24 protein-coding genes and 3 pseudogenes are annotated in these 24,961 nt (G+C 69.2%); 11 read left to right on the top strand and 16 right to left on the bottom strand.

Translation table 11 applies throughout. From position 1 onward, the window contains the following. Positions 1-855: 855 nt before the first annotated feature. Positions 856-1,494, bottom strand: coding sequence for a TetR family transcriptional regulator (locus ACFVYK_RS03040; protein ID WP_389767822.1), 639 nt, complete (start codon positions 1,492-1,494; stop codon positions 856-858). Positions 1,495-1,570: 76 nt separating this feature from the next. Between ACFVYK_RS03040 and ACFVYK_RS03035 the strand changes: the two genes are divergently transcribed. The 3 genes from ACFVYK_RS03035 to ACFVYK_RS03025 are packed head-to-tail and all read left to right on the top strand — an operon-like array spanning position 1,571 to position 3,574. Further along, positions 1,571-2,266 (top strand): NAD(P)-dependent oxidoreductase, encoded by a 696-nt coding sequence (locus ACFVYK_RS03035; RefSeq protein ID WP_389767820.1) that lies wholly within the window; start codon positions 1,571-1,573, stop codon positions 2,264-2,266. After that, positions 2,263-2,667, top strand: coding sequence for a pyridoxamine 5'-phosphate oxidase family protein (locus ACFVYK_RS03030; protein WP_389767818.1), 405 nt, complete (start codon positions 2,263-2,265; stop codon positions 2,665-2,667). Before ACFVYK_RS03035 ends, ACFVYK_RS03030 begins: the two co-directional genes overlap by 4 nt. Positions 2,668-2,701: 34 nt before the next feature. Then, entirely contained in the window at positions 2,702-3,574 is an 873-nt protein-coding gene (locus ACFVYK_RS03025; protein WP_389767816.1) for a haloalkane dehalogenase, read from the top strand. Between the two features lie 26 nt (positions 3,575-3,600). Here the strand turns inward: ACFVYK_RS03025 and ACFVYK_RS03020 are convergent, their stop codons facing one another. Then, positions 3,601-4,041 carry a hypothetical protein gene (locus ACFVYK_RS03020; protein WP_389767814.1) on the bottom strand — a complete coding sequence of 147 codons (441 nt, stop codon included), beginning with the start codon at positions 4,039-4,041 and terminating at the stop codon, positions 3,601-3,603. A 158-nt stretch (positions 4,042-4,199) separates the two neighbouring features. Beyond that, a pseudogene (locus ACFVYK_RS03015) lies at positions 4,200-4,680 on the bottom strand (diadenosine tetraphosphate hydrolase). A gap of 372 nt (positions 4,681-5,052) precedes the next feature. Between ACFVYK_RS03015 and ACFVYK_RS03010 the strand changes: the two are divergent. Then, positions 5,053-6,396, top strand: coding sequence for a cell filamentation protein Fic (locus ACFVYK_RS03010; protein ID WP_389767812.1), 1,344 nt, complete (start codon positions 5,053-5,055; stop codon positions 6,394-6,396). 252 nt (positions 6,397-6,648) lie between these two features. Here the strand turns inward: ACFVYK_RS03010 and ACFVYK_RS03005 are convergent, their stop codons facing one another. Together ACFVYK_RS03005 and ACFVYK_RS03000 are read right to left on the bottom strand one after the other, a co-directional pair. Then, positions 6,649-7,614 carry a CU044_5270 family protein gene (locus ACFVYK_RS03005; RefSeq protein ID WP_389767810.1) on the bottom strand — a complete coding sequence of 322 codons (966 nt, stop codon included), beginning with the start codon at positions 7,612-7,614 and terminating at the stop codon, positions 6,649-6,651. 102 nt (positions 7,615-7,716) lie between these two features. After that, positions 7,717-8,268: an RNA polymerase sigma factor gene (locus tag ACFVYK_RS03000; protein ID WP_389767808.1), complete on the bottom strand. Its 552-nt coding sequence runs from the start codon at positions 8,266-8,268 to the stop codon at positions 7,717-7,719. A gap of 66 nt (positions 8,269-8,334) precedes the next feature. On the opposite strand from ACFVYK_RS03000, the pseudogene ACFVYK_RS02995 reads away from it, so the two are divergent. Further along, a pseudogene (locus tag ACFVYK_RS02995) lies at positions 8,335-8,646 on the top strand (cbb3-type cytochrome c oxidase subunit I); the annotation flags it as partial. Between the two features lie 424 nt (positions 8,647-9,070). Continuing rightward, positions 9,071-9,532, top strand: a complete 462-nt coding sequence (locus tag ACFVYK_RS02990) for a hypothetical protein (RefSeq protein ID WP_389767806.1) — start codon at positions 9,071-9,073, stop codon at positions 9,530-9,532. Positions 9,533-9,991: 459 nt separating this feature from the next. Here the strand turns inward: ACFVYK_RS02990 and ACFVYK_RS02985 are convergent, their stop codons facing one another. Next, positions 9,992-10,591 (bottom strand): ALF repeat-containing protein, encoded by a 600-nt coding sequence (locus ACFVYK_RS02985; RefSeq protein WP_389767838.1) that lies wholly within the window; start codon positions 10,589-10,591, stop codon positions 9,992-9,994. A gap of 794 nt (positions 10,592-11,385) precedes the next feature. Here ACFVYK_RS02985 and ACFVYK_RS02980 point away from each other — a divergent pair. The 3 genes from ACFVYK_RS02980 (at position 11,386) to ACFVYK_RS02970 (ending at position 13,330) form a co-directional block, all read left to right on the top strand. Further along, on the top strand, positions 11,386-12,447 hold the full coding sequence (locus tag ACFVYK_RS02980) for a PucR family transcriptional regulator (protein ID WP_389767805.1): 1,062 nt from the start codon (positions 11,386-11,388) through the stop codon (positions 12,445-12,447). 203 nt (positions 12,448-12,650) lie between these two features. Next, the gene (locus ACFVYK_RS02975; RefSeq protein ID WP_389767803.1) at positions 12,651-12,947 is read left to right on the top strand and encodes a hypothetical protein; all 297 of its coding nucleotides are present in this window, start codon (positions 12,651-12,653) and stop codon (positions 12,945-12,947) included. Further along, positions 12,944-13,330 carry a fic family toxin-antitoxin system, toxin component gene (locus ACFVYK_RS02970; RefSeq protein WP_389767801.1) on the top strand — a complete coding sequence of 129 codons (387 nt, stop codon included), beginning with the start codon at positions 12,944-12,946 and terminating at the stop codon, positions 13,328-13,330. Before ACFVYK_RS02975 ends, ACFVYK_RS02970 begins: the two co-directional genes overlap by 4 nt. Before the next feature lie 132 nt (positions 13,331-13,462). Here the strand turns inward: ACFVYK_RS02970 and ACFVYK_RS02965 are convergent, their stop codons facing one another. Both ACFVYK_RS02965 and ACFVYK_RS02960 read right to left on the bottom strand, forming a co-directional pair. Then, on the bottom strand, positions 13,463-13,618 hold the full coding sequence (locus ACFVYK_RS02965) for a DUF6131 family protein (protein WP_389767836.1): 156 nt from the start codon (positions 13,616-13,618) through the stop codon (positions 13,463-13,465). 274 nt (positions 13,619-13,892) lie between these two features. Beyond that, positions 13,893-14,051, bottom strand: coding sequence for a hypothetical protein (locus ACFVYK_RS02960; protein ID WP_389767840.1), 159 nt, complete (start codon positions 14,049-14,051; stop codon positions 13,893-13,895). Positions 14,052-14,129: 78 nt separating this feature from the next. Here ACFVYK_RS02960 and ACFVYK_RS02955 point away from each other — a divergent pair. Beyond that, positions 14,130-14,570: pseudogene (locus ACFVYK_RS02955) on the top strand (3-oxoacyl-[acyl-carrier-protein] synthase III C-terminal domain-containing protein); the annotation flags it as partial. Between the two features lie 258 nt (positions 14,571-14,828). Here the strand turns inward: ACFVYK_RS02955 and ACFVYK_RS02950 are convergent. The 5 genes from ACFVYK_RS02950 to ACFVYK_RS02930 form a co-directional block, all read right to left on the bottom strand. Beyond that, entirely contained in the window at positions 14,829-15,758 is a 930-nt protein-coding gene (locus tag ACFVYK_RS02950; protein ID WP_389767799.1) for an alpha/beta hydrolase family protein, read from the bottom strand. A 46-nt stretch (positions 15,759-15,804) separates the two neighbouring features. Further along, on the bottom strand, positions 15,805-16,701 hold the full coding sequence (locus tag ACFVYK_RS02945; RefSeq protein ID WP_389767797.1) for an arginase family protein: 897 nt from the start codon (positions 16,699-16,701) through the stop codon (positions 15,805-15,807). 215 nt (positions 16,702-16,916) lie between these two features. Next, positions 16,917-17,408 carry a hypothetical protein gene (locus tag ACFVYK_RS02940; RefSeq protein WP_389767795.1) on the bottom strand — a complete coding sequence of 164 codons (492 nt, stop codon included), beginning with the start codon at positions 17,406-17,408 and terminating at the stop codon, positions 16,917-16,919. Between the two features lie 258 nt (positions 17,409-17,666). Next, a complete protein-coding gene (locus ACFVYK_RS02935; protein WP_389767793.1) occupies positions 17,667-18,545 on the bottom strand; it encodes an alpha/beta fold hydrolase in 879 nt (292 codons plus the stop codon). Positions 18,546-19,157: 612 nt separating this feature from the next. Then, the gene (locus ACFVYK_RS02930) at positions 19,158-19,733 is read right to left on the bottom strand and encodes a TetR/AcrR family transcriptional regulator (protein ID WP_389767791.1); all 576 of its coding nucleotides are present in this window, start codon (positions 19,731-19,733) and stop codon (positions 19,158-19,160) included. Between the two features lie 704 nt (positions 19,734-20,437). Here ACFVYK_RS02930 and ACFVYK_RS02925 point away from each other — a divergent pair. Continuing rightward, positions 20,438-21,001: a dihydrofolate reductase family protein gene (locus ACFVYK_RS02925; protein ID WP_389767789.1), complete on the top strand. Its 564-nt coding sequence runs from the start codon at positions 20,438-20,440 to the stop codon at positions 20,999-21,001. 464 nt (positions 21,002-21,465) lie between these two features. On the opposite strand, the gene ACFVYK_RS02920 is transcribed toward ACFVYK_RS02925, so the two are convergent. From ACFVYK_RS02920 to ACFVYK_RS02910, 3 genes are all read right to left on the bottom strand, one after another. Beyond that, positions 21,466-22,317, bottom strand: coding sequence for a carbohydrate ABC transporter permease (locus ACFVYK_RS02920; RefSeq protein ID WP_389767787.1), 852 nt, complete (start codon positions 22,315-22,317; stop codon positions 21,466-21,468). Further along, positions 22,314-23,294 (bottom strand): carbohydrate ABC transporter permease, encoded by a 981-nt coding sequence (locus tag ACFVYK_RS02915; protein ID WP_389767785.1) that lies wholly within the window; start codon positions 23,292-23,294, stop codon positions 22,314-22,316. Before ACFVYK_RS02915 ends, ACFVYK_RS02920 begins: the two co-directional genes overlap by 4 nt. A gap of 92 nt (positions 23,295-23,386) precedes the next feature. Then, positions 23,387-24,703: an ABC transporter substrate-binding protein gene (locus ACFVYK_RS02910; protein ID WP_389767783.1), complete on the bottom strand. Its 1,317-nt coding sequence runs from the start codon at positions 24,701-24,703 to the stop codon at positions 23,387-23,389. Between the last annotated feature and the right edge of the window lie 258 nt (positions 24,704-24,961).

Genomic DNA, 24,961 nt, shown 5'->3' with positions numbered 1-24,961 from the left:
ACGTGCGCCTGTCCCGCGCGACAGTGGCCGTGTCGCGGTCGGTGGTCGCCGTCGCGGGAGGCGAGCCGGGTCGGGAGGTCTGGCAGGGAGTGGCAGTCCCGGGCCAGATGGCGGGATTCATCAACCATGCGGACGTGCGCTCTGCGAGCGGCACACCGCCACGCCGATCGGCGCGGCCACGCTGACGCGACGGGCCCTTGGCAACGAGCGCGGGTCGCTCGACCCGATCGCCGCCGTCACCTGCGATGCCGACGCTCAGCGTCGGTCCAGCGCGGGAAGCCGCGTGGAGGGGCTTGGGTGGTTGAGGAGGTGGGTGTTCGAGGAGGTCGTTGCCCAAAGGGTCACCGAATGGCGGACGGTGCGTTGTCGGCGACGGCTGTCGGTGAGTCCAGCCGAGGAGGAACGGAAGCAGTCGGCCACCTGCCGGATGGGGTCCTTGTTGACGGGCTTGCAGCCCGGCCACCAGGTGACGAGTTGGTGGACGAGAGATCCTGCCTGCCGCAGGACAGTCGCGTGCTCCGACGCCGAAGCCGTGCAGTTGTGCAGCAGCCCGGCGAATTTCGGCCGTGCTGCTGCCTGAGGTGACGCCGGCCCACGGGGGGTGGCGTCGGCGCTGATTGGCGACCGAGCGACGCGGCTCGGTCTCCTCCGGCTCTCCACCGGCAGGTTCAAGGCGGACCCGTCGCCCGCCCCGCCGACGGGATCGCGTACGCATGCCGGCTCGAGAATCAGGGCGGGAGCCGCGGGGGAGATCAGCACCAGGGCCGGCACATGCCGAGCACCTTGCTGCACCGCCGCCGACAGGGGTAGCGGCGTCGTCGGAGGCGCTGAGGTGGTCGAGGCCGGACTGACGCCTCAGCCGGCGGCCGGCGAGCTTCGACGGCCTGCTCCGGTGGCTGTCGCGGTGCGCGGCCTCGGGCTCAGAGCCGCGAGCAGTGCGGGTGTGAGGATGTGGCGGGTCTGGGACGGAGTGAGGGCGGCGGGAGTCGGGAGCGGGTTGAGGTAACGGGTGTAGATGAGGCCACCGAGGATCGTCACCACGGCCGTGGCGCGGGCGGTCGCATCCCGGCCGCCGAGAAATTCAACAAGCCGGGCCAGCAGCTCGCGTTCCAGGTATTCGCGGATCACCTCGGCGGCCTCGTCGCCCCGGGCGGTGAGCTGCACGAAGTCGGCGTCCTCCCACAGATCCGTCACCGCGTCGATCAGGCGGTCGGGGAGGGTGGCCGGGTCGCCGCCGAGGACGTCGTCCACCGCCAGCGCATTGGCGCACTGGAACTGCATCACCTCCGCGAACAGGCCCTTCTTCGAGCCGAAGTGGTAGGCGATCAGCGCCGGGTCGACATCGGCGACGGCGGCCACCGCACGCACCGTGGTGCGCCGGTATCCGCGCTCCAGGAACAGCGCGCGAGCCGCCGACACGATCGCCTCGCGGGTCGGCGGGTTGCCACGGGGACGACCTCGGGTGCGGGCGGGGGCAGGGGCGGCGTTATTCATCACGGTTGAGCCTGCGTTTCGTGATCGGCACAGTCAAGGGCGTTCCGGGAACCACACGAAGGGATGACCCGACACCATGCGTATCGCAGTCTTCGGCGCCAACGGACCGACCGGCCGCCACCTCACCGACCAGGCCCTCGCCGCCGGCCACGAGGTCGTCGCCGTGACTCGCCGTCCCGGCTCCCTCGCCTCCGAGCGGCCCGGCCTCACCGTGGCCGTCGCCGACGCCACCGATCCGGCGGCCGTCGACGCCGCGATCGCCGGGACGGACACCGTCCTGTCCGCGCTGGGTGCGCGTTTCAGCAAGCAGTCCATCACCCTGTACTCGGCGAGCGCCAGGGCCATCACCGGGGCCATGACCCGCCACGGCATCAAGCGGTTCCTCGCCGTCAGCTCCAGCGTCGCCGACCCCAACTGGCGTCCCACCGGCGCTCATTTCTTCAACCATGTCCTCGACCCGCTGGTGAACCGACGCCTCGGCCGTACCCTCCACGAGGACATGCGCCGCATGGAGGCCGTGATCCGTCGGACAGACCTCGATTGGACCCTCGTCCGGCCCTCGGGCCTCTTCGAGCACCCCGTCGTCACGGACTACCACGCCGCTGAGACCAGCGCTGACGGCGTCTTCACCGCCCGCGCCGACCTCGCCGCGAGCATGCTGCGCGAGCTGGAGGAACGACGGTACGTCCGTACGGCCATGGGCGTCATCACCACGGCTGTGAAGCCGAACGTCGCCAAGCTGATCTGGCACGAGGGCGTGAAGAAGAAGTGAGCCGGGCGACCGTCGAACTCCCCCCGGCCACACGGGCGTTTCTCACGAGCCCCCACACGGCTGCCTGCACCACCCTCCGTCCCGACGGCACCCCGCACGTCACCCCGGTCCGCTTCACCTTCGATCCGGACATCGGCCTGGCCCGGGTGACCACCCGGGCGGGAGCCCGCAAGGCCCGGAACGTCGTGGCGGGCGGCCCGGCGGCCCGTATCGCGCTCTGTCAGGCGGACGGCTTCCGCTGGGTCACCCTCGAAGGCCGGGCCACTGTCACCGACGACCCCGAGCGCCTGGCTGAGGCGGTACGCCGCTACACCGACCGCTACCGTGCCGCCCCGCCCGCTCCGTTGGATCTGGTCGTCATCGAGATCGCCGTCGACCGCCTCCTGAGCCTCAATCTCTGATGAATCCCCGCATTGAAAGCGAAGTGACATCGCGATGCCCACCCTTACCGTCCTCGACTCCACCCTCCATTACCGGGAGTCCGGCGATCCCGACGGGCTGCCGTTCGTCTTCCTCCACGGCAACCCCACCTCCTCCCACCTGTGGCGGAACGTCCTGCCGGGGGTGGCCGCACCCGGCCGTCGCCTCCTGGCCCCCGATCTCATCGGCATGGGCGCCTCCGGCAAGCCCGACATCGCCTACTCCTTCGACGACCACGCCCGCTATCTTGACGCCTGGTTCGACGCCCTGGGCCTTGCCGAGGCCGTCCTCGTCGGCCACGACTGGGGCGGCGCGCTCGCCTTCGACCGAGCCGCCCGTCTCCCGAGCCGCGTGCGCGGTCTCGCCTTCACCGAGACGATCGTCAAGCCGCTGGTCGGCGACGAGTTCCCAGCGGCTGGGCGGGAGTTGTTCACCCTGCTGCGCACCCCGGGACTGGGCGAGGAGATGATCTTGGAGAAGTCGCTGTTCATCGAAGGGCTACCGGACACGCTCGCCACCCCGCTCGACCCTGCCGACCTGGAGGTCTACCGCCGCCCCTTCCCGACGCCGCGGAGCCGCCGCCCCGTGTTGGCGTGGACGCGCATGATGCCGCTGGACGCCGAGCCCGCTGACGTCGTGGCCCGCGTCGAGCACTACGACGCATGGCTGGCCGCCAGCCCCGAAGTCCCCAAGCTCCTCGCCGCGTTCGAGCCGGGCCCGGGCGCGATGACCGACCAGGGCGCTGTGGCCTGGTGCGAGGAGAACATCGCGGGCCTGGAGGTCACCCGCCACGGCCTGGCCGGTCACCACTCCCCGGAGGACCGCCCCGAGGAGTTGGCCGCGTCGATTCACGCCTGGGCCGACCGTCACCGGTTGGCACGCCGGTAGGCGTCCGCATGGATTCCCTGCTGCTGTCACAGGGACAGCGAACAGGAGTTCCGGACGGCTCGCGCCGTCAGCGCGCGGTGCAAGGGGACCGCGAAGGCAATGACGAACAGGCCGAAGACAGTGATGGGCAGCAGCCAGAACAACTGCGCGGGGCCATCCCTCAGCCAGTGGCGGTTACCCCACCAGTTCGCGCTGACGTCCAACATCATCAAGGCACTTGCCAGCCAGATCCCTTCCCGCCGCACAAGCCCCAGGAGCACGGCAGCCAACGGATCGAGGAACACCAAGCCGACGAAGAACACCTGCACGGAGACCGGAGGGAACGACGCATAGGCGTGGATGCCGCCACGAAGCAGATCTGCGAGGTGAGAGGCCGTTCCCTCAGCGAAACCGATCAAGTAGACCGCGAGAACCCATCGCGCCCACAACGGCTGTGCGACCCACCGTTCCCGCACCTCAAACTCCACCGTGTCACCCTAAACGAGCGCCCGAGCCCCCGCGGACGGGACACCCGCCCCCCGACCGCGTCACCGACGCCGTCCCAGTGAGATGCCTCCAGTGGGCTCCGGCTGACCGTCACCGATCACCGGTCCCGCCGGCCTGCCGGTCGGCGGGACCGCAACACTCAGGTGCCCGAGCGCAGCTGGTCCAGTTCGCTGCCGATCGCGTCCCGCAGCACGTCATGCTGCGGACCGAGCCTGAACTGTTCGTCACTCCACCGTTCACGCGGATAGAGCCACACAGGCTTGCCCACCACATCGGCCGGCTCCCATGCGAACCGCGGCCAGACATGCGCATGCAAGAACCGATCCGTGTTCCCCAGGATCTCCAGGTTGACCCGCCGGAAAGCCGGGTCCAGCCCCCCTGCAGGCACGCTCGACCGCTTCACCGAGCTGGTCCATGTCGGACAGGAACGACAGCCGCTTCGCCCTCGGCAGGTCCGACAACCGCTGCACATCCGGCTCGTCCACCAGCAGGACCGAGTAGCCAGGCAGGAACTGAACATCCCCGATCACCGCGAACCCCGACGTCAACCGTCGCAGCACGGTCGGGTTCTCACCTCTCAGCGCGGTCCCGATCCGATCCGTCCGCCAGTCATCAGTCACGGCCGAAACCTACATTCCGGGGATCGAGGTCCGCTCCTCGATCCCCGTCTTCCTCACACAGTTCAACGACCGAACGCGTGGGACGAGGAGCGGCCCCGGCCGTTTTCGAGGCTCTGTCCGCAGTTCCGTGAATCCCCAGGTCAGCGGCGGGAAGGCGGGGATCGTTTCGGCAGCGCAGAGTCGCGACTTGGTCGAGCAGGCCCCGGTTGTCCGGGTAGGCGGTCGCTTCGGCGGCGGGGATATGGCCGAAGCCGTCGAAGGACCCCGGCCCCCGACGGCGGCCGTCTGCCCGTCCTGGTCTGGATCCACGCCGGTGCTTATGCCTTTGGTTATCCGCTTGAACGGGTGTCGGTGGACATGCAGGCTGTGGCGGTGATTCTCGAGCTGTCTCCTGCCTTTCTGACCTGGGACGAGGCGGACCCCGCCCGTCATCCCTTCGACCAGGCCTCCGCAACGCGGATAGTGCGCTCGCTCGGGCCGGCCCGGCGAGTGCCGCGCCGCCCCGACGTCCCCCTCGCCCACCCGGCGATGAGCGCCTGGAGCCACGACGAGGCCCAGCTCTGGGCCGACGCCATGTCGCACGCCCTCGTCGAACGCTACGGCCGTTGGACCGTGGGCTGGCGCTGGGCGCACGACGAAGGGGACTTCGACGGCGGGCCGGTCGGAAGCTGGTGCTGCCCGCGGGACTCGATCACCACCTCGGAGGAGACCCTCGCCCGTGTCGTCGCGGCGCTGTGCGAGTGGCGCGAGTGGTTGGAGACCCTGGCCGGATGGTTCGAGGCGTACCCGCTGGAGCTGGCTGCCGTCGAGGACCAACGGATCTTGTGGGAGCGCGCTGCCGCAAACCTGATCCTGCAGGTGACCGACCGCACCGGGTCCGGCAGCGGCTGGCACAGGCACTGCCGTCAAGTGCTCACGTGGTTCCTCAGCCGCTGGCAGGTCTCACCCGACGTCGCGCAGGATCTGGTCGACGAGGCGATCGGCGGGCGGTTCCTGAGCTGGACCGGCCCTGACACGGTGCTGGTCGACGACGTCGCCGAGCGGCTCGCGCTGTCCCTGCGGCCGGACGACCGCACGTCGTCCGACGAGCCCGTACCGGACCACCTGGAGCGCTGGCTAGCGGTGCGCGAGGCCGTGCCGTGGCACGAAAGCCCGGACCGCACTGCCGCCACACCGGTGAGCCTCCCGCGCGACGGCGCAGCCGAGCACATCCGCATGTTCGACGGCGCTCTGGATCCCGCTCGCGCGGACGGACTGCTCGCTGCCCTGCACATGCTGCGGGCCGACGCGGCGCGCGGCGCCCGGCTGGATTTCGAACTGCTCAGCGGTTGGCAGCAGCATGTCCTTCACACACCCCAGCCACCGGCGTTCCGCAGCTTGCCCGCGTTCGCCAAGCGGGGCCGGGAACGCTACGGCGTCGGCCCGGACACCCGCGCCCGGCTGGATGCCTGCCTGGCCGAGAGCGCGACGGACGGCGGGCGGCCCCTCCCCCTGACCGCCCGCGCAGCACGTGCCTACCTCGACGTCTGTTTCTTCCACCCCTTCGACGACGGCAACGCCCGGTCCGCCTTCCTCACCCTGGTCTTCGTTCTCGCCCGCGAGGGCGTCACGCTCAGCGGGGCCAGCCTGCTCCGACACGTCACCTTCCGAGCGACCGAGCCCCAGGACGCGTTGACGCTCGCCCGGTACGTCGACGTCTACCTGGCCGCGACCTGACGAGGCAGTGCCTGCCTCAGCCCCCCAGTGCCCTGGTACTCCAGCGGGGCTTCGCTGTCCGGCCTGGTCAGCGGTGTCGTCAGGAGCGGAGCGGGCTGGCGGTGGGGCAGGGTGGTAACCGCCCAGCGACCCAGCCTGCACCTCATTCAGGAGATGGGCCTCGCCGCATCAGGGCCAACGCCGAGGTGAGACGCGGGCACACGCTCGAAGAGCCGGCGACGTCGCCGTCAGCGCCGCGTACCTCAGGCCGGTTCAGCGCATCCAGGTGCTGTACTCCATGACATCGCCCGCCTTGACGCCGTACCGAGGTTCGGACTTGGTGAAGGTGGTCTCCAGCCCGAGCACCGCCCCGGTGGCCGAGTCCATGATCAGCATGCGCCGGGTGTCGGAACCCATGGAGACGGACGCCTGTCCGGACCGTCCCAACCGGTCCGTGACCTGCCCGACGGGCCGCAGCCCGTCCGCGTCCGCGAGCAGCTGCGCCAGCGCCGCCGACTCGGCCGCGCCCAGCGTCCAGTGGTTCAGCAACTCCTGAACTGCGTCCAGCAGTTCGGGCGTCGACAGGGCGGTGTGGCTGTACGCGGTCTCCTGGAGGTAGGCCCGCAGTCCCGCCACGTCGGCCGGCGGCCGGGCCTCGGGCGGGGCGTCACTCCAACTGGGCGGGTACGTAAGGTCGCTCAGCACATGGCCGTCCTCGACCGTGCGCGGGGCGCCGCCCTCGTCCGTGAGCACCGGCCTACCCGGATGACGCGGATCGGTGGCGACGACCAGTTCCGTGCGACTGGCGTCCGCCTTCCAGCGCACGATGCGCTCCTCGGGCAGGGTGATCGGCGGCTTGTCGTCGGACATGCCCATGCTCCAGGACTGCACGTGCGTCCCCTTCCGCAGTGCGGGGGCCCCGTCGGCCGCGGCTGCCCGCGCCCGTTCGGCCAACTCCGCCAGGCCCACCGGAGTGGAGTCGGCCCGAACGACCAAGGGCAGCGGGGCCGCTACCGCCGGGGTGGTCGTGGAGCCGCTGAACAGCAGCCCGGCCACGGTCGCCGCCACGACGACAACGGCCGCAAGACTCCACGCCATCCGTCGCCGCCAGGGCGCCCGGTTGCGCAGCAGCCGGTCCAGTTGCCGTTCGGCGTGGTGGTCCAACGGCCCGTCGCCGTAGTGCGGGCCGTCGGGCAGGGCCGGGTTGGCCGCACGCAGAAGGTCGAGTTCGTCAGCCATGGCCGTGGTCCTTCGAGGGGGTCGCCGCTGCGGCGGTACGGGCGGGAGACGGGACAGGCGCGCCACCCTGTGCCCGGGGCCGCGATACACGCAGGTCGTTCATCACGGTCGCGCCCCCTTCCGCTGCGCAGTGGGCGTGGCGGCGGTGGTGGTGGGGCGCAGCCGGTCGAGTTCGGCTCTCAGGCGGTGCCTGGCGCGGTGAAGCCGCATCGCCGCCGCGCGAGTGCCGCAGCCGAGGGCGACGGCGATTTCATCGACGGCCAGGTCCTCCCAGCTCGTCAGGCGCAGCACCTCCTGGTCGGCCGGGGAGAGCCGGGCCAGTGCGTCCAGGACCCAGGCGCCGGGACTCTCGGCGTCGGGACCTGCGACGACCTGCCGGCCGTGGGCGGTCACGTCGTTGCCCAGCCGGGCGAGGAGTCGTCGGCGCCGCCCGTAGCCGCGGACCGTGTTGGCCAGACAGTTACGTGCCACCCCGTACAACCAGGGCAGCGGAGACTGCGGCAGGTCGCCGCGGCGTCGCCAGGCAACGGTGAAGACGTCCGCCACCACTTCCTCGACCTCGTCGGGCCGCCCGTCCAGTCGCCGCGCAACGTAGCGGCTGACCGCCCAGTAGTGCTCGCGATAGGCAGCGGCGAAGGTTTCGTCGTTGCTCATGTTCTGTTCGTGTCCGGCATCCGCTCGATCGTCACACCCCTTCCCGTGATTCTCGTCGCGCGGTCGATGTGTGACGCCTGGGCCGGGACCGTACACAGACAGCGCGTGAGAGATTTCAAGAGCATCAAGTCGCTGACGACCACCGACCACAAGACCATCGGTACGTTGTACCTGGTGACGTCGTTCGCGTTCTTCTGCATCGGCGGCGTCATGGCGCTCCTCATGCGCGCCGAGCTGGCCCGTCCGGGCCTGCAGATCATGTCGAACGAGCAGTTCAACCAGGCGTTCACGATGCACGGCACGATCATGCTGCTGATGTTCGCGACGCCGCTGTTCGCCGGTTTCACGAACTGGATCATGCCGCTGCAGATCGGCGCGTCCACGGCCGGTGCGCATCTCCTCGATGAGCGGTTCGGGCAGGCCCTGGGCGACGCGCAGCTGAACGCCGTCGGGGACGAGGGGGAAGGCAGGCAGGACGCGTACGCACAGGACCTCCGAAGGGCCGGCGAGGTGCACGGGCTTGGCCGTGGCGTCGGTGTCCTCCAGGGTCTGCATACCCACCATGGCCAGCGCCTACGGCCTGCGCCGAACCGTCCGGAACGAGGCCGCCGACGGCTGGCGCACCCGGCGGAACATCGCTTCCCGGCCCCAGCCGCTCCCCGGCGATGAAGCTCGCTGGAGGTGGGAGGGGCTGGTCGGGGGCGGCTGTAACACGGCTGCCTTGCCAGGTTTGCCGACCGTTCCCAGGTCTGGCTTGCTGAAGGGAGTGGTTGTCCTGACCGATGAGAGAAACGGTGGCGTGATGCTCACGTACGAGGAGGCGCTGCAGTTGCTCGCCCATAGGCCGGAAGCTACCAGGACCTATCCCGTGGCGCCGGATGTCCTGGCGAGACTCCCGCTCGACACCTCACCGCGCTTGAGGACCATGGACGAGGGCGAGACGCAGGAGCTGGCCGAACACCTCGAGGTGTCCGAAGAAGCCATCGGGGGGCCTTTGAAGGTGATCGATGCGCAGTGCTCGCACTGCGAGCGCGTCATCACCTTTCTCGACTTCGCCAAGACGGCGGTCGACGACGGGCAGCACGACCTCGCCCGGCTCCGCGAGGTGCTCACCGGCCGTGACGGCGCCTGGATCACCGTGCGAGGCCGTGACGGCGGCCGCCCCGTCCGCTGTGCGCGCTGTGATCGCGTCGTGGTCATGACGAAAGGGGAAGGGGGCGGAGAGTACTCGGAGTATTCGTCCGCCTCCTACGCCTACGCCTGAGGCAGGCGTCGCGGTGGGCGTCGTCTCACGGACGGCATCCTTGTGGGTGTTCGCGGGGCAGGGGAGACGACAGCCGCTCGGCCCGGCCGGTTCACCCAAGAACCCCGGAACCACTATGGCCCGCTGTGACCCAGGACGGCGAGTTCGTCGTCATGGGTGGCGACGGCCCGTTGGCGATGGAGGCGGTTGATCCCGCACTCGAGCGCGTGCCGCTGGGCCCCGGTCCCAAGATCCATGACGCTCAGGCACATCGCCGCCACGGCCACTGGTCCCGTCCCTCCCATTCGGTCCGGCGACCGCATACCGTCCATGAGCTGCCGCCGCGTCCACACCTGCGCACGCCCCGGCGCGATGCCCCGAGACAGGAGAGGCTCAAGCCGGGCCCACTGGCCGTTCGTCAGATCCCCCCGTCCCACAGGACGTGATCGTCGACGAACGAGTCCACCTTCGCGGCCGACTCTAGCGGTCCACCTCGTACCGGCCGACCTCCAGGAAGTACCGCAGTTGCTCGGGCGTTCCGTCCACGACCTGCTGCGCCGCAGACCGGAGGGCCGCGCTGATGGTCGGGTCGGCCAGGATACGGAAGACGGCGACGCGGTCGTCCTCGGCCCGGGCCAGGCGGTAGCCCGTCTCCAGGAAGGCCCGCAAAGCCTCCGGGGTACCGATGTCGAGAGCCTTGCCGGCCTCCCGCAGCACCGCCTTACCCGAGTTCTTGTCGGCCAGGATACGCGCGATCGCGACGCCGTCGTCCTCAGCCTGCGCGAGGCGGTAACCGGTCTTGAGGAAGGCGCGCATATCCTCCACCGAGCCGTCGAGGGCCTGGCCGGCTTCGCGGGTGACACGCCTACCGGAGTCCTTGTCAGCCAGGATGCGCGCGATCGCGACGCGAAGGTCGTCCTCGGACATCTCGTCCACCGGCGTATCGGCCGTCGTCGACGCCGTCGCGGTCGTCCCCGAGACGGTGGCCGTCGTACCTGCGGCGAACGCCGGTCCCGCGAAGAGCAGGGCCGGAGTCAGCGCGGTGGCCGTGACGAGCAGGGCGGCGCGGTGCTGTCTGATGGGCCTCATGGCAGGTGCCTCCGTGGTCTTGCGGTCAATACGAAGATCCTCGCTGCTTCGGCCGCCGATGTCATTGCCGGATGCGAGCAGTTCTCGTCGGTCGTCATTGCCGTACTCACACATGGCCGGGCTCCACGCAGGCGGTCAACTTCTCACGCCAGGGCGGCGGTTACATGGCCCCCGGCCCCACGGCCGGTGAGCGACGCCATCGTCGCGTCAGCGAGACGCCGTCCCTGCCGCGGAGAGTTTCAGGTGTCTTCGACCACGCCCATGGCTGGTCGCGCCGCGGTGCAGGAACCGCCGCCCTGGATCACCGAAGGGGACCCCGTGCACATCGCAAAACTGTACGTCGAGCGGAGCGACTGGAACCGACATAGCCACATGACGACCGCGGTCGGGCTCGTGGCGCACCCCCGTGGATTCGCCACCGGGCCACCCGCGCCGACGCCACCGCCCAATACCGACCTCCCCCTCCACCAGCAGGGCTTATCGCGCTCGGATCGCGCTCACCCAGCGGTCGAGGAGCCCGGGGGCACGAGCAATCGAGGCCATCAATCGATCACCCGGGAACGCATGGCCCTCGTGTCCACCCCGAGTCCGCGTCAAGGGCCTTGAGCATTGCTCTCTGGACATCCAGCGCCACCTGTCCCACAGGCGACTCCCACGAGTCTCACCGTGGCCTGTGCCGCCTGGGCCCCCTTTGGCGCCGAACCCCTCCCCCAGCCCTGATCTGCGAGTCTTGTGCGGTGTGCGTCAGACATGGTCGGCAAGGCGTCAAGAACACAGGAGGATGTGTGACGGGGCGGGAAGTGCCCGACGAGTATCTGGAAGGATATGTCCAGTTACTGACAGAGGTGTGTGCGACCGGTCGCCGACTCACCCGCGACGAGTTGGAATCTCTGCGAACCCGTGGGGAGCGCGCCGCCGAAGCCGGCTTCGGCCTGCGAGCCGTCGTCCATCGACACCTTGCCGTCGCCCGTGACCACTGGCCCGTCCTCTCCGCAGCGGCGGGTGATCGCGCGCTCGCCGCCGTCGAGCAGGCACTCGACGCCTTCGCCGAAGGGCACGAACGGGCGCAACTGCTGGCCGCGCGTCAGGACAAGGCGGTGCGGCGGGAGTTCATCGACGACCTGCTCTACGGGCGCAGCGACCTGGGTCGATTGTCCGAACGGGCGGAACGCTTCGGCTTGCTGCTCTCGCGCGCCCACGCCGTCGCCGTCGCCCAGGGCCGCAAGCCGGTCGAGGAGACCGACTCGGCCGCCCGGCAGGTGGAGAGCGCCGTGGTCGCACGGTTCGGCGAGCGACGCATTCTGCTCACGACCAAGGACGGCCGACTGATCTGCATCGCGCCCGGAGACCAGGACGACGTGCTGGACTTCTTCGCCAAGCAGGCCTCCACGGCCACCGAGGGCTGCCAGGTCGCCATCGGACGCCCGCACCCCGGTGCAGGAGGAGTCGTCCACTCCTACGAAGAGGCGCTCAACGCCCTCGACCTGGCACACCGGCTCCAGATCCGCGAGCCGGTGCTGCGCGCCGTCGACCTCCTCGTCTACCCGGTCCTGACCCGCGATCGCCAGGCCATGGCCGACCTCGTCGGCAACACCCTCGGCCCGCTGCTGAGCGCACGAGGCGGCGCCCAGCCCCTCATCGAGACTCTGACGGCGTACTTCGACTCCGGCTGCGTCGCCGCCGAGGCGGCCCGGCGGCTGAACCTGAGCGTGCGCGCCCTCACCTACCGCCTGGAGCGCATCCACAAGATCACCGGCGCCGACCCCGGTGATCCAGTTCACCGCTACACCCTGCAGACCGCGGTGATCGGCGCCCGGCTCCTCGGATGGCCCGACGAGGAGGTGTGACGACCGACAGGCCACCGCGCATCGCCGAGTCGTTCGAGGGCCGGCGATGAGGGCGACGCCGGCCGCACCACCGATGCCGGGCTCCGCACCACCGACGCGGAGCCCGGTCTCAGCAGATAGCCGATGAGACCCACTACGCGACCCAGGGAAGCGGACGTTGCCTGCGATGGCGTCCGGACGGTACCACTGGTACCGTGGGTACCATGTCGGACGCCAAAGCGATGAATCTACGCTTCCCCGACCCCGGGCAGCGGGCGGCCATCGCGGCGGCCGCCAAGCAGGCTGGGGTCAGCATGCAGGAGTACATCCTCTCGGCCGCCTACGACCGGGCGACCGCGGTCGAGCAGCGGTTCCTGGAGGGCTTCACAGCGTCCATGGCGCGCAGCGGCGCGGCTTTCGCGGCCGAGCCCAGCAGCATCGACGTCAGCGCGGACCAGCGGGCGGTGGAGCAGGAGGCGCTGCGGGAGCTTGAGCAGCAGGAGCGGGGCCACGCCGCGTGAGCGAGCTGGAACCTCGCCATCCCCTCGACGTCACGTTCCTCCTGCACGCCGCCGAACTGCTCGACGGTGATCCCCCGGTAGACGACTACGGACCGCTGTATGCGGCCGTCGCCCGGGTCAACGCCCGGGCGATGGAGCGGGACATCTACGGCTCGCTTCACCTCAGGGCCGCCGCCCTGCTGCACACCCTGGCGAAGCTGCCGTGCCTGGAACACTCGAACGAGGCCTTCGCCTGGCACGCCACCGAGGCCTACCTCGCCCTCAACGCACACACCCTCGACTACCCGCCCAAGGCTGCCGTCGCGCTGGTAAGCGACACGGCTGCGGGAGCGCTCGGCATCGCCCGGATCGCCCGGCAACTGCGCGACTGGACTGCCGCCTGACCGTACGGGACTGCTCTGGCGTTCGCCGCGGCGGGGCACGACGCGCCGTACGGACGTCTGTCCCTCCAGACGCCGCAGGCGCGTGCGTCAACATGCCCGCCTGACGGGTGCCGGCCCGCCTGCTGGGCAGCGTCACCAGTAATGCCGACGGCCGGCGACCGCGTGTCCCATGGAACCCATGATCCACAGGATGGCGCCGATGACCGCGAGGATGATCCCGATCGTCCACAGGATCGATATGCCGGTGACGAAGCCGACTACCAGCAAGATAACGCCGACGAGGAGCATGACGGCCTCCGGTGGGAAGTAGTGCTGCCTCCAGTGTGGACCGCAGCGCCGCGCCGGGGAAGCGTCGGTGTCGGAAATGTCCTGGCCCAGCTCCAGCACCCGGGCGAGTCTGGTCATCACCCAGTGCCCGCGACTCCGACGGCGCCTGCGTCACGGGCTCGCCGCCAGTACGCTCAGGGGCATCAGCGCCAGGGGTACTGCAGATCCACACCTGATCGAATCGCCGGCCTGCTGCTCGTCAGCGGCGGGCGGTGTCGCGACCGGCCACACCCCGTTACGGGCGCGGCTCCCGAACCGTCGACATGAGGTTGCGGGCGAGCACCTCCAGCGCTTCGTGGACCTCCCTCAGACGCTGAGGGTCGTCGGATCCGACTGCCGCGGCGAGCGCCTCCTCGATGCCTGTGGCTCGGACCTGCGCCACGCGCTCGGACACCTCGGCAGCCTGGCGTACCAACACCCTCCGCCGGTCGGCGGGATCGGGCGCCGTCTGGACCGATCCGGCCTCCTTCAGCCGGGCGACGGCCGCGGACACCTGGCCGTCGCCCAGGACTCAGACCCGACTCGGGGGAACGCGGTGCGACTGCAGAACGCCTGGCAGCCCAAGTTCGCCCAGGAAGGCCAGGCGGTCTTCCGCTGGGCCACCAGCGAACTGCCCGCCATCGCCGAGGACGCCTGCCACCGTGCCGGCATCGCCACCACCGACCTCGCCGCACTCGGCACCCACCAGGCCGATCTGCGGATCATCGAGGCACTGACCCGACGCCTCGAGTTGCGCGATGACATCGTGATCGCCCGGGACGTCGTCGATTCCGGCGACACCTCCGCCGCCTCTGTCCCGCTCGCGCTCTCCAAGCTCGTCGAGGGAGGCGAGGTCCCCGCCGGCGCCCCCGTGCTGCTGTTCGGCTTCGGCGGAGGCCTGTCCTGGGCCGGCCAGGTCATCACCTGCCCCTGACAGGCCAGCCGAGGCTCCCCGGCCTGGTCCGGCCCGCACTGGCCCGGGCCCCGCTATGTGACCGATCCACCGGCCACCGAACCCCACGCTCGGCACCGCCCGCTCCCCGGCGACCTCCGCCCCTCCGTCCCCCCGTCCCTCCGTCCCTCCGTCCCTCCGCCGACGGAGTTGTCCATGCGGCATGGGCGACGCGGGCAGGGACGCAGCCGCCTCGGCAGGTTCGTCTGTATGGCGGCTCGAACCGTGGTCGCGCCGAGGTCAGTTCCGGCGAATCCAACGTGTCAGCTTGTCAAGGTATCCCGGCGCCGGCTCAGTGGCGTTCGGCAGCTGCAAACGATGATCCGCTCCCGGCAGAACCTCCACCGTCAGCGTCGCGCGACGGGGGCGCGCCGCATGGCACACGGATGCGCCGAAGACGCGGAGGCTGTCGGCGACCGGAACCAATCGATCTTCGCTGCCGAAAAACGCCAGGTGCGGGCAGCGTAGTCCGAGAAGATCGCCGGTCGGATCGTGGTCCTGTTTGCGTTTGAGGAATCCCCAGAGGCGGTCATCGACGTCGCCCCAGTAGAACGCCAGCCCCGGTGGTCTGCCGGCGTCTTCCACGAGTTGCACCGCCGTCGCGAAGTCTGCGTCACGTCGGCCTGCCTCGATGAGCCCGTCGTACAGGTCCAGAGTGCGATCGATGTCGCACTGGCTGTCCATACGGATCTCCCGCAGGTGGCGGGCCAGGGCGTAGCGTTCCTGCACCGCTGGGCTCGTTCCGGGGCAGCTGTTGGTGATGACCCAAGGCATGTCCTCCCGTGCTGTCGCCGCGCGAAGAACCACCCAGCCACCCTCACTGTGACCGAAAAGCCCCACAGTGCCGGACCGCACCTCGGGTTGAGACCGAAGAAAGCCGAGTGCCGCGACCGCGTCGGTCGCCAGATCGGTCAGGGTGGCGGCGCGCCAGTCGCCGGATGATTCGCCGACGCCTCGCTTGTCGTAGGAAAGCACAGCGATCCCGGCGTCAACCAAGTGCCGGCGCAGCGGAGGGAAGAACGTGCCGTTGTCCCGGTCGGTCGGACCGGACCCGCCGACCAGCACCACACCCGGACAGGCCGACCCGGCGCGCTGCGGCACCACTAATGAACCCGCCAGCCTCACCGATCCGTTGACGAATGTGACGTCTCGCAACTCCACACCTTCCATCGCGCCAGGCTCCTGCTTCCGCGAGGGGCTGCCCTGCATGGTCTGGTCAGGGTTGAGTGAAGGCCATCTCGAGGAGGTCGGCGAGGAGAGCCGCACCGGAGCCGTCGGGGTCGAGGTCGGGGTCGTAGATGGTGAGGTTGACGCCTACGCAGCGTTCCGACTGCACCAAGGTGTGTAGCAGCGCGGCGAGTTCGTCGGGCAGGAGGCCGTCGGGGTCGGGACTGTCGACGGCGGGCATGACCGACGGGTCCAACACGTCCGCGTCCAGATGCACCCAGAATCCCTCGGTCACGGGCACTTCGAGAGTCTGCAGAACCGCGCCCGCCAACTCCTCGACGCCCCACTCGCGGATCTCCCCGACCGTCGCGTTCATGATCTTCAATGCGGTGAGCTCGGCCCGCTCTCCGTCGTAGTCCCGGATGCCGAAGACACGTACATCCTCGTCCCTCACATACGGCTGTAGCCCTTCGAGGTTGGTCAGGTCCGCCTGGCCGCGGCCGGTGGCGATGGCCAGCTCTTCGCCGCCCGCGGCACCGATGCGGTCGGAGTTGCCGGGGTGGCGGAAGTCCGCGGACCCGTCGATGACGGCGAGTCCGTACCGTCCGATGCGGCGAAGCGCGAGCGAGGCGCCCAGCTGGATGGAACAGTCCCCGCCCAGGACGACCGGGAAGTCCCCTGCCCGGACGTGGTGCTCGATGCGGTCGGCGAGCTGGCAGGTGTACGTGGCGATCGCCTCGGCGTTGAACACGCCGTCGCCCTCCCGCCAGTCGCCGCGATCGTAGCGGGGCGGAACGACGACTCCGCCTTCGTACGCCCCGAGCCGCTGCACCAGCCGCTGCTCCCGCAGCGCGCCCGCCAGCTTGTAGCACCCGGGGACGCTGCCCTCGGTCGGCGGCCGGAGGCCGAGATTGGACGGAGCGTCAATGACGACGAGACGGCGCATCCAGCCATTCTGACCGCGCGAGACGGCGCGGGCCACAGGGTTTCCCCACCCGCTCGACCCAGCCTCCCTACGCTCTTCGCAGACATCGACGATAGAGACGCCGTCATCGCGGTTTTGATCCTGCCCTGGAGATGGGTGTCGTGGAAGGGCACGTCAACCCGATCATTCTGTGGAATCGCTGACGGGCATCACCGCCCTGCTGCCCTGCAGCCATGTCAAGCCGCGCGCTTGTGCATCACGCTGAGGTAGTGACGGTCTCGGTGAGACACACGGTTGTCCCGGCCCGGGAGACTGAAGACCGCGCAGACGTCGGCGGGCCGGGTGCGGATGCTGGACTGCCTTCCGAACGTGAGGGTGTCGTTGACGAAGTGCTCGCAACCTGCGGCGTCCAGGGCCGTGACCAGTTCCTCACGGAGCACAGTGGCCTCGAACGACTCCGATTCGGGCAGGACGAGAGAGGGAAGCTTGGCGGTCGAACCGGGCCAAAGGTTGATCCAGATGCCGCTGACCGCCCGCTGGGTGACGGCCAACTCGAGTCCGTCCCAGGCGTACGGGTAGCCGTCGATGTCCGGCCCCTTCAGGCGAATGGCGGGGTGCGGGCGTCCCGGGCCGAGAAGGTCCTCGGCTTCGGTCAGGGGCATTCCGCAGCGAAGAGGGCCGATGCAGCCGGTTCGCGCGAAGTCGACGAGCAGGTTCATCAAGGTCACGGCAGTGACTGTGTCATCCTCCCGGGCCTCTGTGCACTGGTATTCCAGTGGGGTGGGGAACCCGTCCCGCCCTGCCGGACACCGAGCGTGCCGAGTCGGAACGTCGCACTCGCACTCGGTCTCGGTCTGGGTCTCGGTCTCGGTCTGGGTCTCGGTCTCGGTCTCGGTCTGGGTCTCGGTCTCGGTCTCGGTCTCGGTCTCGGTCTCGGTCTCGATCCAGGTCATCTGATGTCGATTGCGTGCCTGGGCATCGGGCGCTCACGCCACCGCGTTCAACAGGTCGGCCAGCACGTCGGGCCGTTCCAGGGCGATGAAGTGGCCTGCTCCCGGCACCTGAGTGAAAGCGGCGGCAGGCAGCAGCTGCCGGTCGGCTTCCCGATCTGAGAGGCGGGACCAGTCCTTCTCCCCGTAGATGAGGTGGACGGGGGCCTTGACCTCTGGGTAGCGCGAGCGGGCCGCGATGAGGCTGGGCAGACTCTGGTACACGGCCCTGGCAACGGTCGGGTAGCCGGGACGTCCGCCCACCTGAAGCAGCTCGTCCAGGTAGTCCGTCCGCAAAGCGGTCTTGTCCCCCAGCCCGCCCCGCAGGATCCTGCGAAGGGCGGCTCTGGGCTCCACCCCGGCGATCACCGGCCCCACCCCTGGGGCGAGAACACCGCTGACCACCACACGGGCGAGGAGACTGGACCGGGCGATCCCGCCCGGGAAGTCGTAGGTGTTCACCGCGACCACGCGCCGTACCCGCTGCGGCAGATCGGCCGCGGTGGTCAGGGCGAGCACCGCTCCCATGGACTCTCCGGCCAGCGTCACGTCGTGGAGGTCGAGCTCGGTGAGGAACCGCTTGACGCCCGCGCGCATCGCCGGCTCGTCGTACGACGCACCGGGCACGATCTCGGAATAGCCCATCCCCGGCAGATCGAGGGCGTACACCGTGTAGTGGTCCGAGATCAGGGGGATGAGGGAGCGGAAGTGCTCTGCCTGCGTGCGCACGGTGTGCAGCAGAACGACGGGAGCACCGGCGCCCGCTCTGAGGTAGCGGAGCGTTCCCTCACCGCTGCGGTGCCCTTTGCGCGGCTGGAGGGTGTGGCTGGTGACACCCGGGAGGTGAATCGTGGGGTGCGGCCCTGTGCTTGGCATCTCTTCGGCTTCCCTTTGTGTGAACTGCTGCGGACAGGTGATCCGGGTACGGCCCGTCCGGAGGGATGTTCAGCGCGTCCCATCCTTTGACCTCAGAGGTAAACCGACCGGTTTCCATCATCATAAACCGATCGGTTTCCCTCCGCAAGGGCGAGGTGGGCATCTCCGCAGCGCAGCACACAGGAATGCGGCGCGAGGGTCATCGCACGCCGGTCGCCGCGTTGCGCTCAAGGCCTACTACGGCACCTTCACCGCCAGCAGCGTCACCGGGGGCGCGCTCTCGAAGGAGTCGGCGACCAGCGATCGCACAGCCGGCCGACGGCGAGGTCCTGGTGCGCTCGCTGTGGTCCGGCGTCAGCCGCGGCACGCCCGACCGCCAAGCGTGTCGATGTCACCCGGAAGCGATTCGGTCCGGATGCATGAGGCTCTGGACACAGCATGCACCGGTCGTTTGGGTGCCGACGTCAACGAGGCGACGGACTTCCTGACACGCCGTGTGCTCTCATCGCCCTCGCGGCCCTCAAGCCCCCTCCGGTTGCCGGGAGTCGGGGGTGTGGGCCATCGAGCGCGGGGAGGGCATGGCCATGGCGCCCGCGCTCGGGAAGGCATACGTCAGCGCCTGCGCATGCCTGCCGCGTCGAGCAGGGTGGTCACCGTGGGCGTGACGAGCCCTGTCAGCCTGTCCGCTCCGACCCCCGCACGGGCACTGGCGCCGTCGAAGACCAGGCTGAGCTGCCGGGCCAGCAGATCGGAGTCGCTCGCCCCGCCCTGTTCGGCCTCGGCACGGAAGAAGGCTGTGAGATTTCCCTTGACCCGGCGGGCCATTCGGCTCGCGGGGTGGCTCTGCTCTTTCAGTTCGATCTGAGCAGCCAGGTAACGACAGCCCTGGAAGTCGGGTTCACCCGCCTCCTCCTCCAGCCGGCCGAAGACGTGCAGGATGCGCTCGCGGGGTGAACGCCCGTCGTCAACCATGGGCAGGAGCTGGGCCACGTAGGAATCGGCTTGCCGCTCCAGGCTCGCCGCCAACAGGTCGCCCTTGCTCTCGAACAGCTGGTACATCGAACGCTTCGACACCCCCGCCGCCCTGCACAGCGTGTCGACGCCGACGCCGACGCCGTATTGGTGGCTGACTCTGGCCGCCGCCTCCAGCAGTCGCTGTCGGGGACTCGCCTTCGCCTCGCTGGTCATACCGTGAGGTTAACTCGCCCATGACGGAATCAAAACCGATCAGTTTACGACGCATCACCGATGCCGTCGTCGCGTCGTCCTTGGCCGAGCGGACAGGCGCGTTCCGCCCCGTCCCCTTCCCGGGGCGGCGATCTTCTCAAGTACCGCCGGTGATCCTCCGTTGCGGCTCGAACACTCGCCGTCGCCGAGAGGGTGCTTGAGCGGATGAGCGATCAGCTCGCCGACGAGCGCGCCTCGGCCTCGCCGACGCTCGGGCAGGTGGGCGGGCAGGCGGTGATGCTGGTCCCACACCGCACACCGGCCATGGAGGACGCCGCGCTCCCACCGGACTGTCAGCGCATCCTTGCCGTGGTGCGACAGGCCGCCGGACCGGTTATGGCCCGACAGGTCGGCGAAGTGTTGGGAGTGGGCGTCAGCGTGCGGGCCAAGCTGGAGCCGTTACGCGGGAAGCCGGTCAGACTGGCCGGCCGCGGCCGGCTGCGCGAAATGCCCGATGGCCGGTTCACCATCCGCCTTCAGTGGTGCCTGTCAATACCGCTGGCTGCGCCTCGTGGGCCCGACTGGGTGAGGACTGAGTGCACCCGCGGTCCGCGTGCAGGGCCCCAGGCCCCGCACACGGTGCCCCGGAGCGGCTCAGGGGCGCGATGAGTCCTGCCGCCTCCGGCAGTCGTACTGTCGAACCCGTTATCCGAGGAGGACTGCTGATGCGCAGCGTGACCTATTCGATGAGCGTCTCGCTCGACGGCTACATCGTCGGGCCGGACGGCGGCTTCGACTGGACACCGCCCGACGAGGAGCTCTTTCGCTTCGCCACCGACGAGGTGCGCGAGGCGGGCGTCCATCTGTTGGGGCGACGGCTGTACGAGAGCATGCTGTACTGGGAGACCGCCGAGCAGGATCCGTCGCTCGGCTTCTCGACGTCCGAGTTCGCCGCCGTCTGGAAGCAACTCCCCAAGGTGGTGTTCTCCACCACGCTGTCGACGGTACAGGGCAATGCCCGTCTGGCCACCGGCAGTCTCACGGAGGAGATCGAGCGGTTGCGATCCGAACCGGGGGACGGCAACATCGCGATCGGCGGCGCGACTCTCGCCGCCGAGGCGGCCGCGTCAGGTCTGATCGACGAGTACCGGGCCAGGGTCTACCCGGTGCTGGTCGGCGGTGGGATCCCGTTCTTCCCCCGGCGCGAACAGCGGGTGGATCTCGAACTCGTCGAGACCCGGACCTTCGGCTCGAAAGTCGTCTACCTCCGCCACCGTGTGGCGCGTTAGCCACCTCGTCGACCGGGCCGGCCCGACCCCTGGGGCGAACGGGCCCGCCACGGTTCCGCGAAGAGTTCGGCCACGCCCCTCCGGCGCGGAAGGCTCGCACAGGGGGTCGGGTAACCGGTCCCGGGGGATCGAGGGCTTCCCTGAGCCGACGTGGGAGGCGGTGCGCCGTCTGCGGGAGGAGTTCGCCCCGTGGGCCGGTCACCGGTTGGTGCTGGACCCGGTGGCCGACCTGTCCGCGAACGTTGCGGCGGCCCTCGGGTCCCTCCCCGCGACAGCGCGGCGCTGCAGCGATGCGCGCGCGAGCCCTCGGCGTGCCGCCTCGACGGCAGCGGCTCGTACGCCGCCCGTGAGGTCGCCGTCCACGGGAACGCCCCGGCGACCCGGCCGGCCCCCTTCGCCGCCGAGGGGCCTCACTTCGGCCTGGACGCTCACCGGTTGGCCGGCACCGCACCGCCCGGGGTCCGTCACTTCGTCGCACCCCGGGCGAAACCGTTGTAGATGTACCGCTGGAGGAAGAGGAAGGCGGCCAGCGTCGGCACGATGACCAGCACCGCTCCCGCGGAGATGTTCTCCCAGTGCGCGCCGAAAGGCCCCTTGAAGCGGAACAGCGCGGTGGAGATGGTCCCCAGCTCCTCCGAGGGCATGTAGAGGAAGGGGATGTAGAAGTCGTTGTAGACCGTGATGCCCTTGATGATCACCACGGTGGCGATGGCCGGCTTGAGCAGGGGGAAGATGATCCGCCAGTAGATGGTGAAGGCGTTGGCGCCGTCCAGGCGCGCCGCCTCGTCCAGGGACACGGGGATGCCGCGCATGAACTGCAGGAAGATGTAGACGGAGACGATGTCGGTCCCCATGTACAGCAGGATCGGCGCCCACCGCGTGTCGAACAGCCCGAAGCTGTTGACGACCTGGAAGGTGGCGACCTGCGTGGTCACCCCGGGGACGAGGGTGGCGATGAGGAAGAGGGCGACGACGAGCTTCTTCAGGCGGAACTCGAACCGGTCGATGGCGTAGGCCGTGAGCGAGCCGATGATCACCGTGCCGCTGATGGAGAACAGCAGGATGAATGCCGTGTTGCCGAAGGCGGTGAGCATGTGGCCGTCCTGGAAGGCGGTCACGTAGTTGTCGAAGTTGAGGAAGTCGTGCGGGAGAGAGAGCGCGCCCGTCTCGGTCATCTCCCTGGACGTCTTCAGAGACGTGAGGAAGACGACGCCCAGAGGCAGCAGCACGACGAGGGACGCGACGACCAGGGACAGGTAGACGAGTGCGCTGCCGATCCACGGGCGCCGGGCGGTGGGCGGTGCGGGGATGGTCATACGAGGTCCGTCCTCTCGTCGGGCACCAATCGGCGCTGGACCCAGGTGATCAGCACGATGATCAGGAGGAGTACGACGGCGGCGGCGGACGCGAGGCCCGTCTTGTTGAACTGGAACGCCAGTTTGATGGTCTGGATGACGAAGGTCTGGGTGCCGGTCGCGCCGCCCGTCATGATCCAGGGGATCTCGAAGACGGCGAGCGAGCCAGAGACCGCGAGGATGACGCTGAGGCTGAGCACGGGCCTGATGCTGGGCGCGATGATGTGCCGGAACTGCTGGCGGCGGGTGGCGCCGTCGAGTTGCGCGGCTTCGTACAGCTCTGCCGGGATCGACTGGATGGCGCCGAGGAAGAGGACGAAGTTCAGGCCCGTGAAGCGCCACACCGACACGCCCGCCAGGGAGGTGTTCGCCGACTCGGGGCTGCCCAGCCAGGCGTGGCCGCCGCCCGCCCCGAACCAGGACAGCACGGAGTCCAGCGTGCCGCCGTCCTGGAAGAAGTAGAGGAAGACGAAGCCGATCGCCACTCCGTTGATCAGGTAGGGAAAGAAGAGGATGCCCTTGAAGAGGTTGCGCAGCCGCAGGTCGAAGCTGAGCACCGTGGCGAAGTAGAGGGCGATCGTGATCTGCACGAACGAGGCGGCCAGGTAGTAGAAGCTCACGAAGAACACGCGGAACAGCTCGGGCCGCGTGAAGATCTGTTGGTAGTTGTCAAGACCGACCATCCGCCGGTCCGGACTCACGCCGTCCCAGTCGGTGAAACTGTAGAAGATCATGTTGCCCACGGGGACGTAGGTGAACGTGATCAGCAGGATCAGCGGGCCGGCGAGGAACAGCCAGGGCGTCAGCCGCCGCAGGGGGTGCGTTCGCCGGGAACGCGGGGCTGCGCCACGGCCGGGAGCGCCGCCGGCCGGGGTGCGCGACACCCGGGCGGCGGGTCGTGGACCGCGTCGGGAGACTTTGCTCGTCGTGTCCGTCATGACGGCCTTTCTGGTGCGGGTCGGCGCGAGGCGGCGAAGAGGACCGGGCCGCCGCCGAATGTGCCGTCGGCGGTGGCCCGTTGCTGCACCGGTCAGGAGCCGGCGGTCTTCGCCGCCTCGTTCCACCGCTTGCCGAGGTCCCTCAGGTAGTCGTCGAGGTCGCCCTTCTGCGCTCCGCGGGCCATGTCGATCAGCTTCTGCCGGTAGTCAGGCGTGTTGAGGCCGATCTCGGCGGCCTTGTCGATGGCGTTGACCTGGCCCGTCCTGCTCTGCGACACCTCGACGAGCTTGACTCCGGCGTCGGTGTACGGCTTCAGCGTCGACGGCAGGGCACTGGCCTTCAGCGTCGGCACGGAGCCCTCGTTCTGCGCGAAGCCGGACTTGTCGGTGAACCAGTCGACCCATGCGCGAGCGGCCGCCTTGTGGTCGGAGTGGATGCTCACCGCCTGCAGGTAGTCGGCCGAGACGACGGAGCAGAACTTCCCGCCGACCTGGGCGGGGAACGGCATGAAGCCGATGTCGTCCGGGTCGGCGCCGGCCTTTTCGGCGGCGTCCTGCATCTGCGTGATCGCCCATGAGCCGAGCAGCATCGTCGCGATGTCGCCCTTGGCGATCATGCCCTTGGACGCCTCCCAGTTGGTGGTGCTCGGGTCCTTCTCCGACAGCTTGGCGTGGACGACGTCGTACAGGAGGGTGTCGGCGACGCTCAGGTCGCTGCCCTTGGCCCATGGGTCGGCGGTGACGAGTTTGTTGCTGGCCTGCGCGTCGCAGGAGACGGATCCGAGGATGCCGGTCCAGGGAGAGGTCAGCGGCCAGGCGTCCTTGAAGTTCGTGTAGTAGGGCACCGCGTCGGTCTTGGCCTTGATCTCCCTGAGGTCCTCGAGGAACCGGTCGGGCGTGGTGGGCCAGTCGGTGACGCCGGCCTTCTTCCAGACGGCCTTGTTGTAGACGAATCCGTTCGCGTTGCCGACGGTGGCCACACCGTAGACCTTGCCGCCGACCGCGCTCTTGTCGATGAACCGGTACTTCGCGCCGAGCTGCGTCTCACTTCCCAGGGAGGCGAAGAACTTCGGGTAGTCGTCCTTGGCTATGGCGTTCGGGATCATCAGGACGTCACCGTACTGGTCGGTGTTCATACGGATCTTGACTTCGCCCTCGTAGTCGGTGATGGCCTCGAACTTGACCTTCACCTTGGGGTAGACCTTGTTGAACTCGGCCGCGTACTTGGCCATCGTGCCGTTCTGCACCAGGTCGGTCCGGTGCGTGAGGACCTTGATCTCGCCGGACACCTTCCCCGGATCAGCAGGAGCGTTCGCGGTCTCGCCCGTCGTCCCGGCTCCACCGCTGCACCCCGCGACGGCCAGCATCGCGGCGGTGATCAGCACGCCAGAAAGCGACTTCTTCCCCATGTGCCCAACTCCCTTCAGGGTTACGGCTCCGGACTGCGAGTGGGAACGACGGCACTATGGCAGTCCCAGATAAACCGGTACAGCTTCCCGTCCGCCTGCGATGCGGAATCGTTACCCGGAGGCCCATCAGTCCAGGACAAGAGCGGTGCACTAGGGCAACTTCCCGGATGCAGTGCCCTCCTTTCTGGAGCTGAACCGGTTTATGGACAGCGGCCAGAACTACCCGCTACTTTGTGCTCGGCCGATCACCGACAGGCC

Origin of the sequence: Streptomyces sp. NPDC058291 (assembly GCF_042880855.1) — a bacterium.
GTDB lineage: Bacteria > Actinomycetota > Actinomycetes > Streptomycetales > Streptomycetaceae > Streptomyces.
This window is presented reverse-complemented; position numbering and strand designations above follow the sequence as displayed.

What these genes read in the sequence shown, in the direction of transcription:
- ACFVYK_RS03040 (WP_389767822.1), bottom strand. Translation starts at nt 1,494, where the DNA reads ATGAATAACGCCGCCCCTGCCCCCGCCCGCACCCGAGGTCGTCCCCGT.
- ACFVYK_RS03035 (WP_389767820.1), top strand. Translation starts at nt 1,571, where the DNA reads ATGCGTATCGCAGTCTTCGGCGCCAACGGACCGACCGGCCGCCACCTC.
- ACFVYK_RS03025 (WP_389767816.1), top strand. Translation starts at nt 2,702, where the DNA reads ATGCCCACCCTTACCGTCCTCGACTCCACCCTCCATTACCGGGAGTCC.
- ACFVYK_RS03005 (WP_389767810.1), bottom strand. Translation starts at nt 7,614, where the DNA reads ATGGCTGACGAACTCGACCTTCTGCGTGCGGCCAACCCGGCCCTGCCC.
- ACFVYK_RS03000 (WP_389767808.1), bottom strand. Translation starts at nt 8,268, where the DNA reads ATGAGCAACGACGAAACCTTCGCCGCTGCCTATCGCGAGCACTACTGG.
- ACFVYK_RS02990 (WP_389767806.1), top strand. Translation starts at nt 9,071, where the DNA reads ATGCTCACGTACGAGGAGGCGCTGCAGTTGCTCGCCCATAGGCCGGAA.
- ACFVYK_RS02975 (WP_389767803.1), top strand. Translation starts at nt 12,651, where the DNA reads ATGTCGGACGCCAAAGCGATGAATCTACGCTTCCCCGACCCCGGGCAG.
- ACFVYK_RS02965 (WP_389767836.1), bottom strand. Translation starts at nt 13,618, where the DNA reads ATGCTCCTCGTCGGCGTTATCTTGCTGGTAGTCGGCTTCGTCACCGGC.
- ACFVYK_RS02950 (WP_389767799.1), bottom strand. Translation starts at nt 15,758, where the DNA reads ATGGAAGGTGTGGAGTTGCGAGACGTCACATTCGTCAACGGATCGGTG.
- ACFVYK_RS02945 (WP_389767797.1), bottom strand. Translation starts at nt 16,701, where the DNA reads ATGCGCCGTCTCGTCGTCATTGACGCTCCGTCCAATCTCGGCCTCCGG.
- ACFVYK_RS02935 (WP_389767793.1), bottom strand. Translation starts at nt 18,545, where the DNA reads ATGCCAAGCACAGGGCCGCACCCCACGATTCACCTCCCGGGTGTCACC.
- ACFVYK_RS02930 (WP_389767791.1), bottom strand. Translation starts at nt 19,733, where the DNA reads ATGACCAGCGAGGCGAAGGCGAGTCCCCGACAGCGACTGCTGGAGGCG.
- ACFVYK_RS02925 (WP_389767789.1), top strand. Translation starts at nt 20,438, where the DNA reads ATGCGCAGCGTGACCTATTCGATGAGCGTCTCGCTCGACGGCTACATC.
- ACFVYK_RS02920 (WP_389767787.1), bottom strand. Translation starts at nt 22,317, where the DNA reads ATGACCATCCCCGCACCGCCCACCGCCCGGCGCCCGTGGATCGGCAGC.
- ACFVYK_RS02915 (WP_389767785.1), bottom strand. Translation starts at nt 23,294, where the DNA reads ATGACGGACACGACGAGCAAAGTCTCCCGACGCGGTCCACGACCCGCC.
- ACFVYK_RS02910 (WP_389767783.1), bottom strand. Translation starts at nt 24,703, where the DNA reads ATGGGGAAGAAGTCGCTTTCTGGCGTGCTGATCACCGCCGCGATGCTG.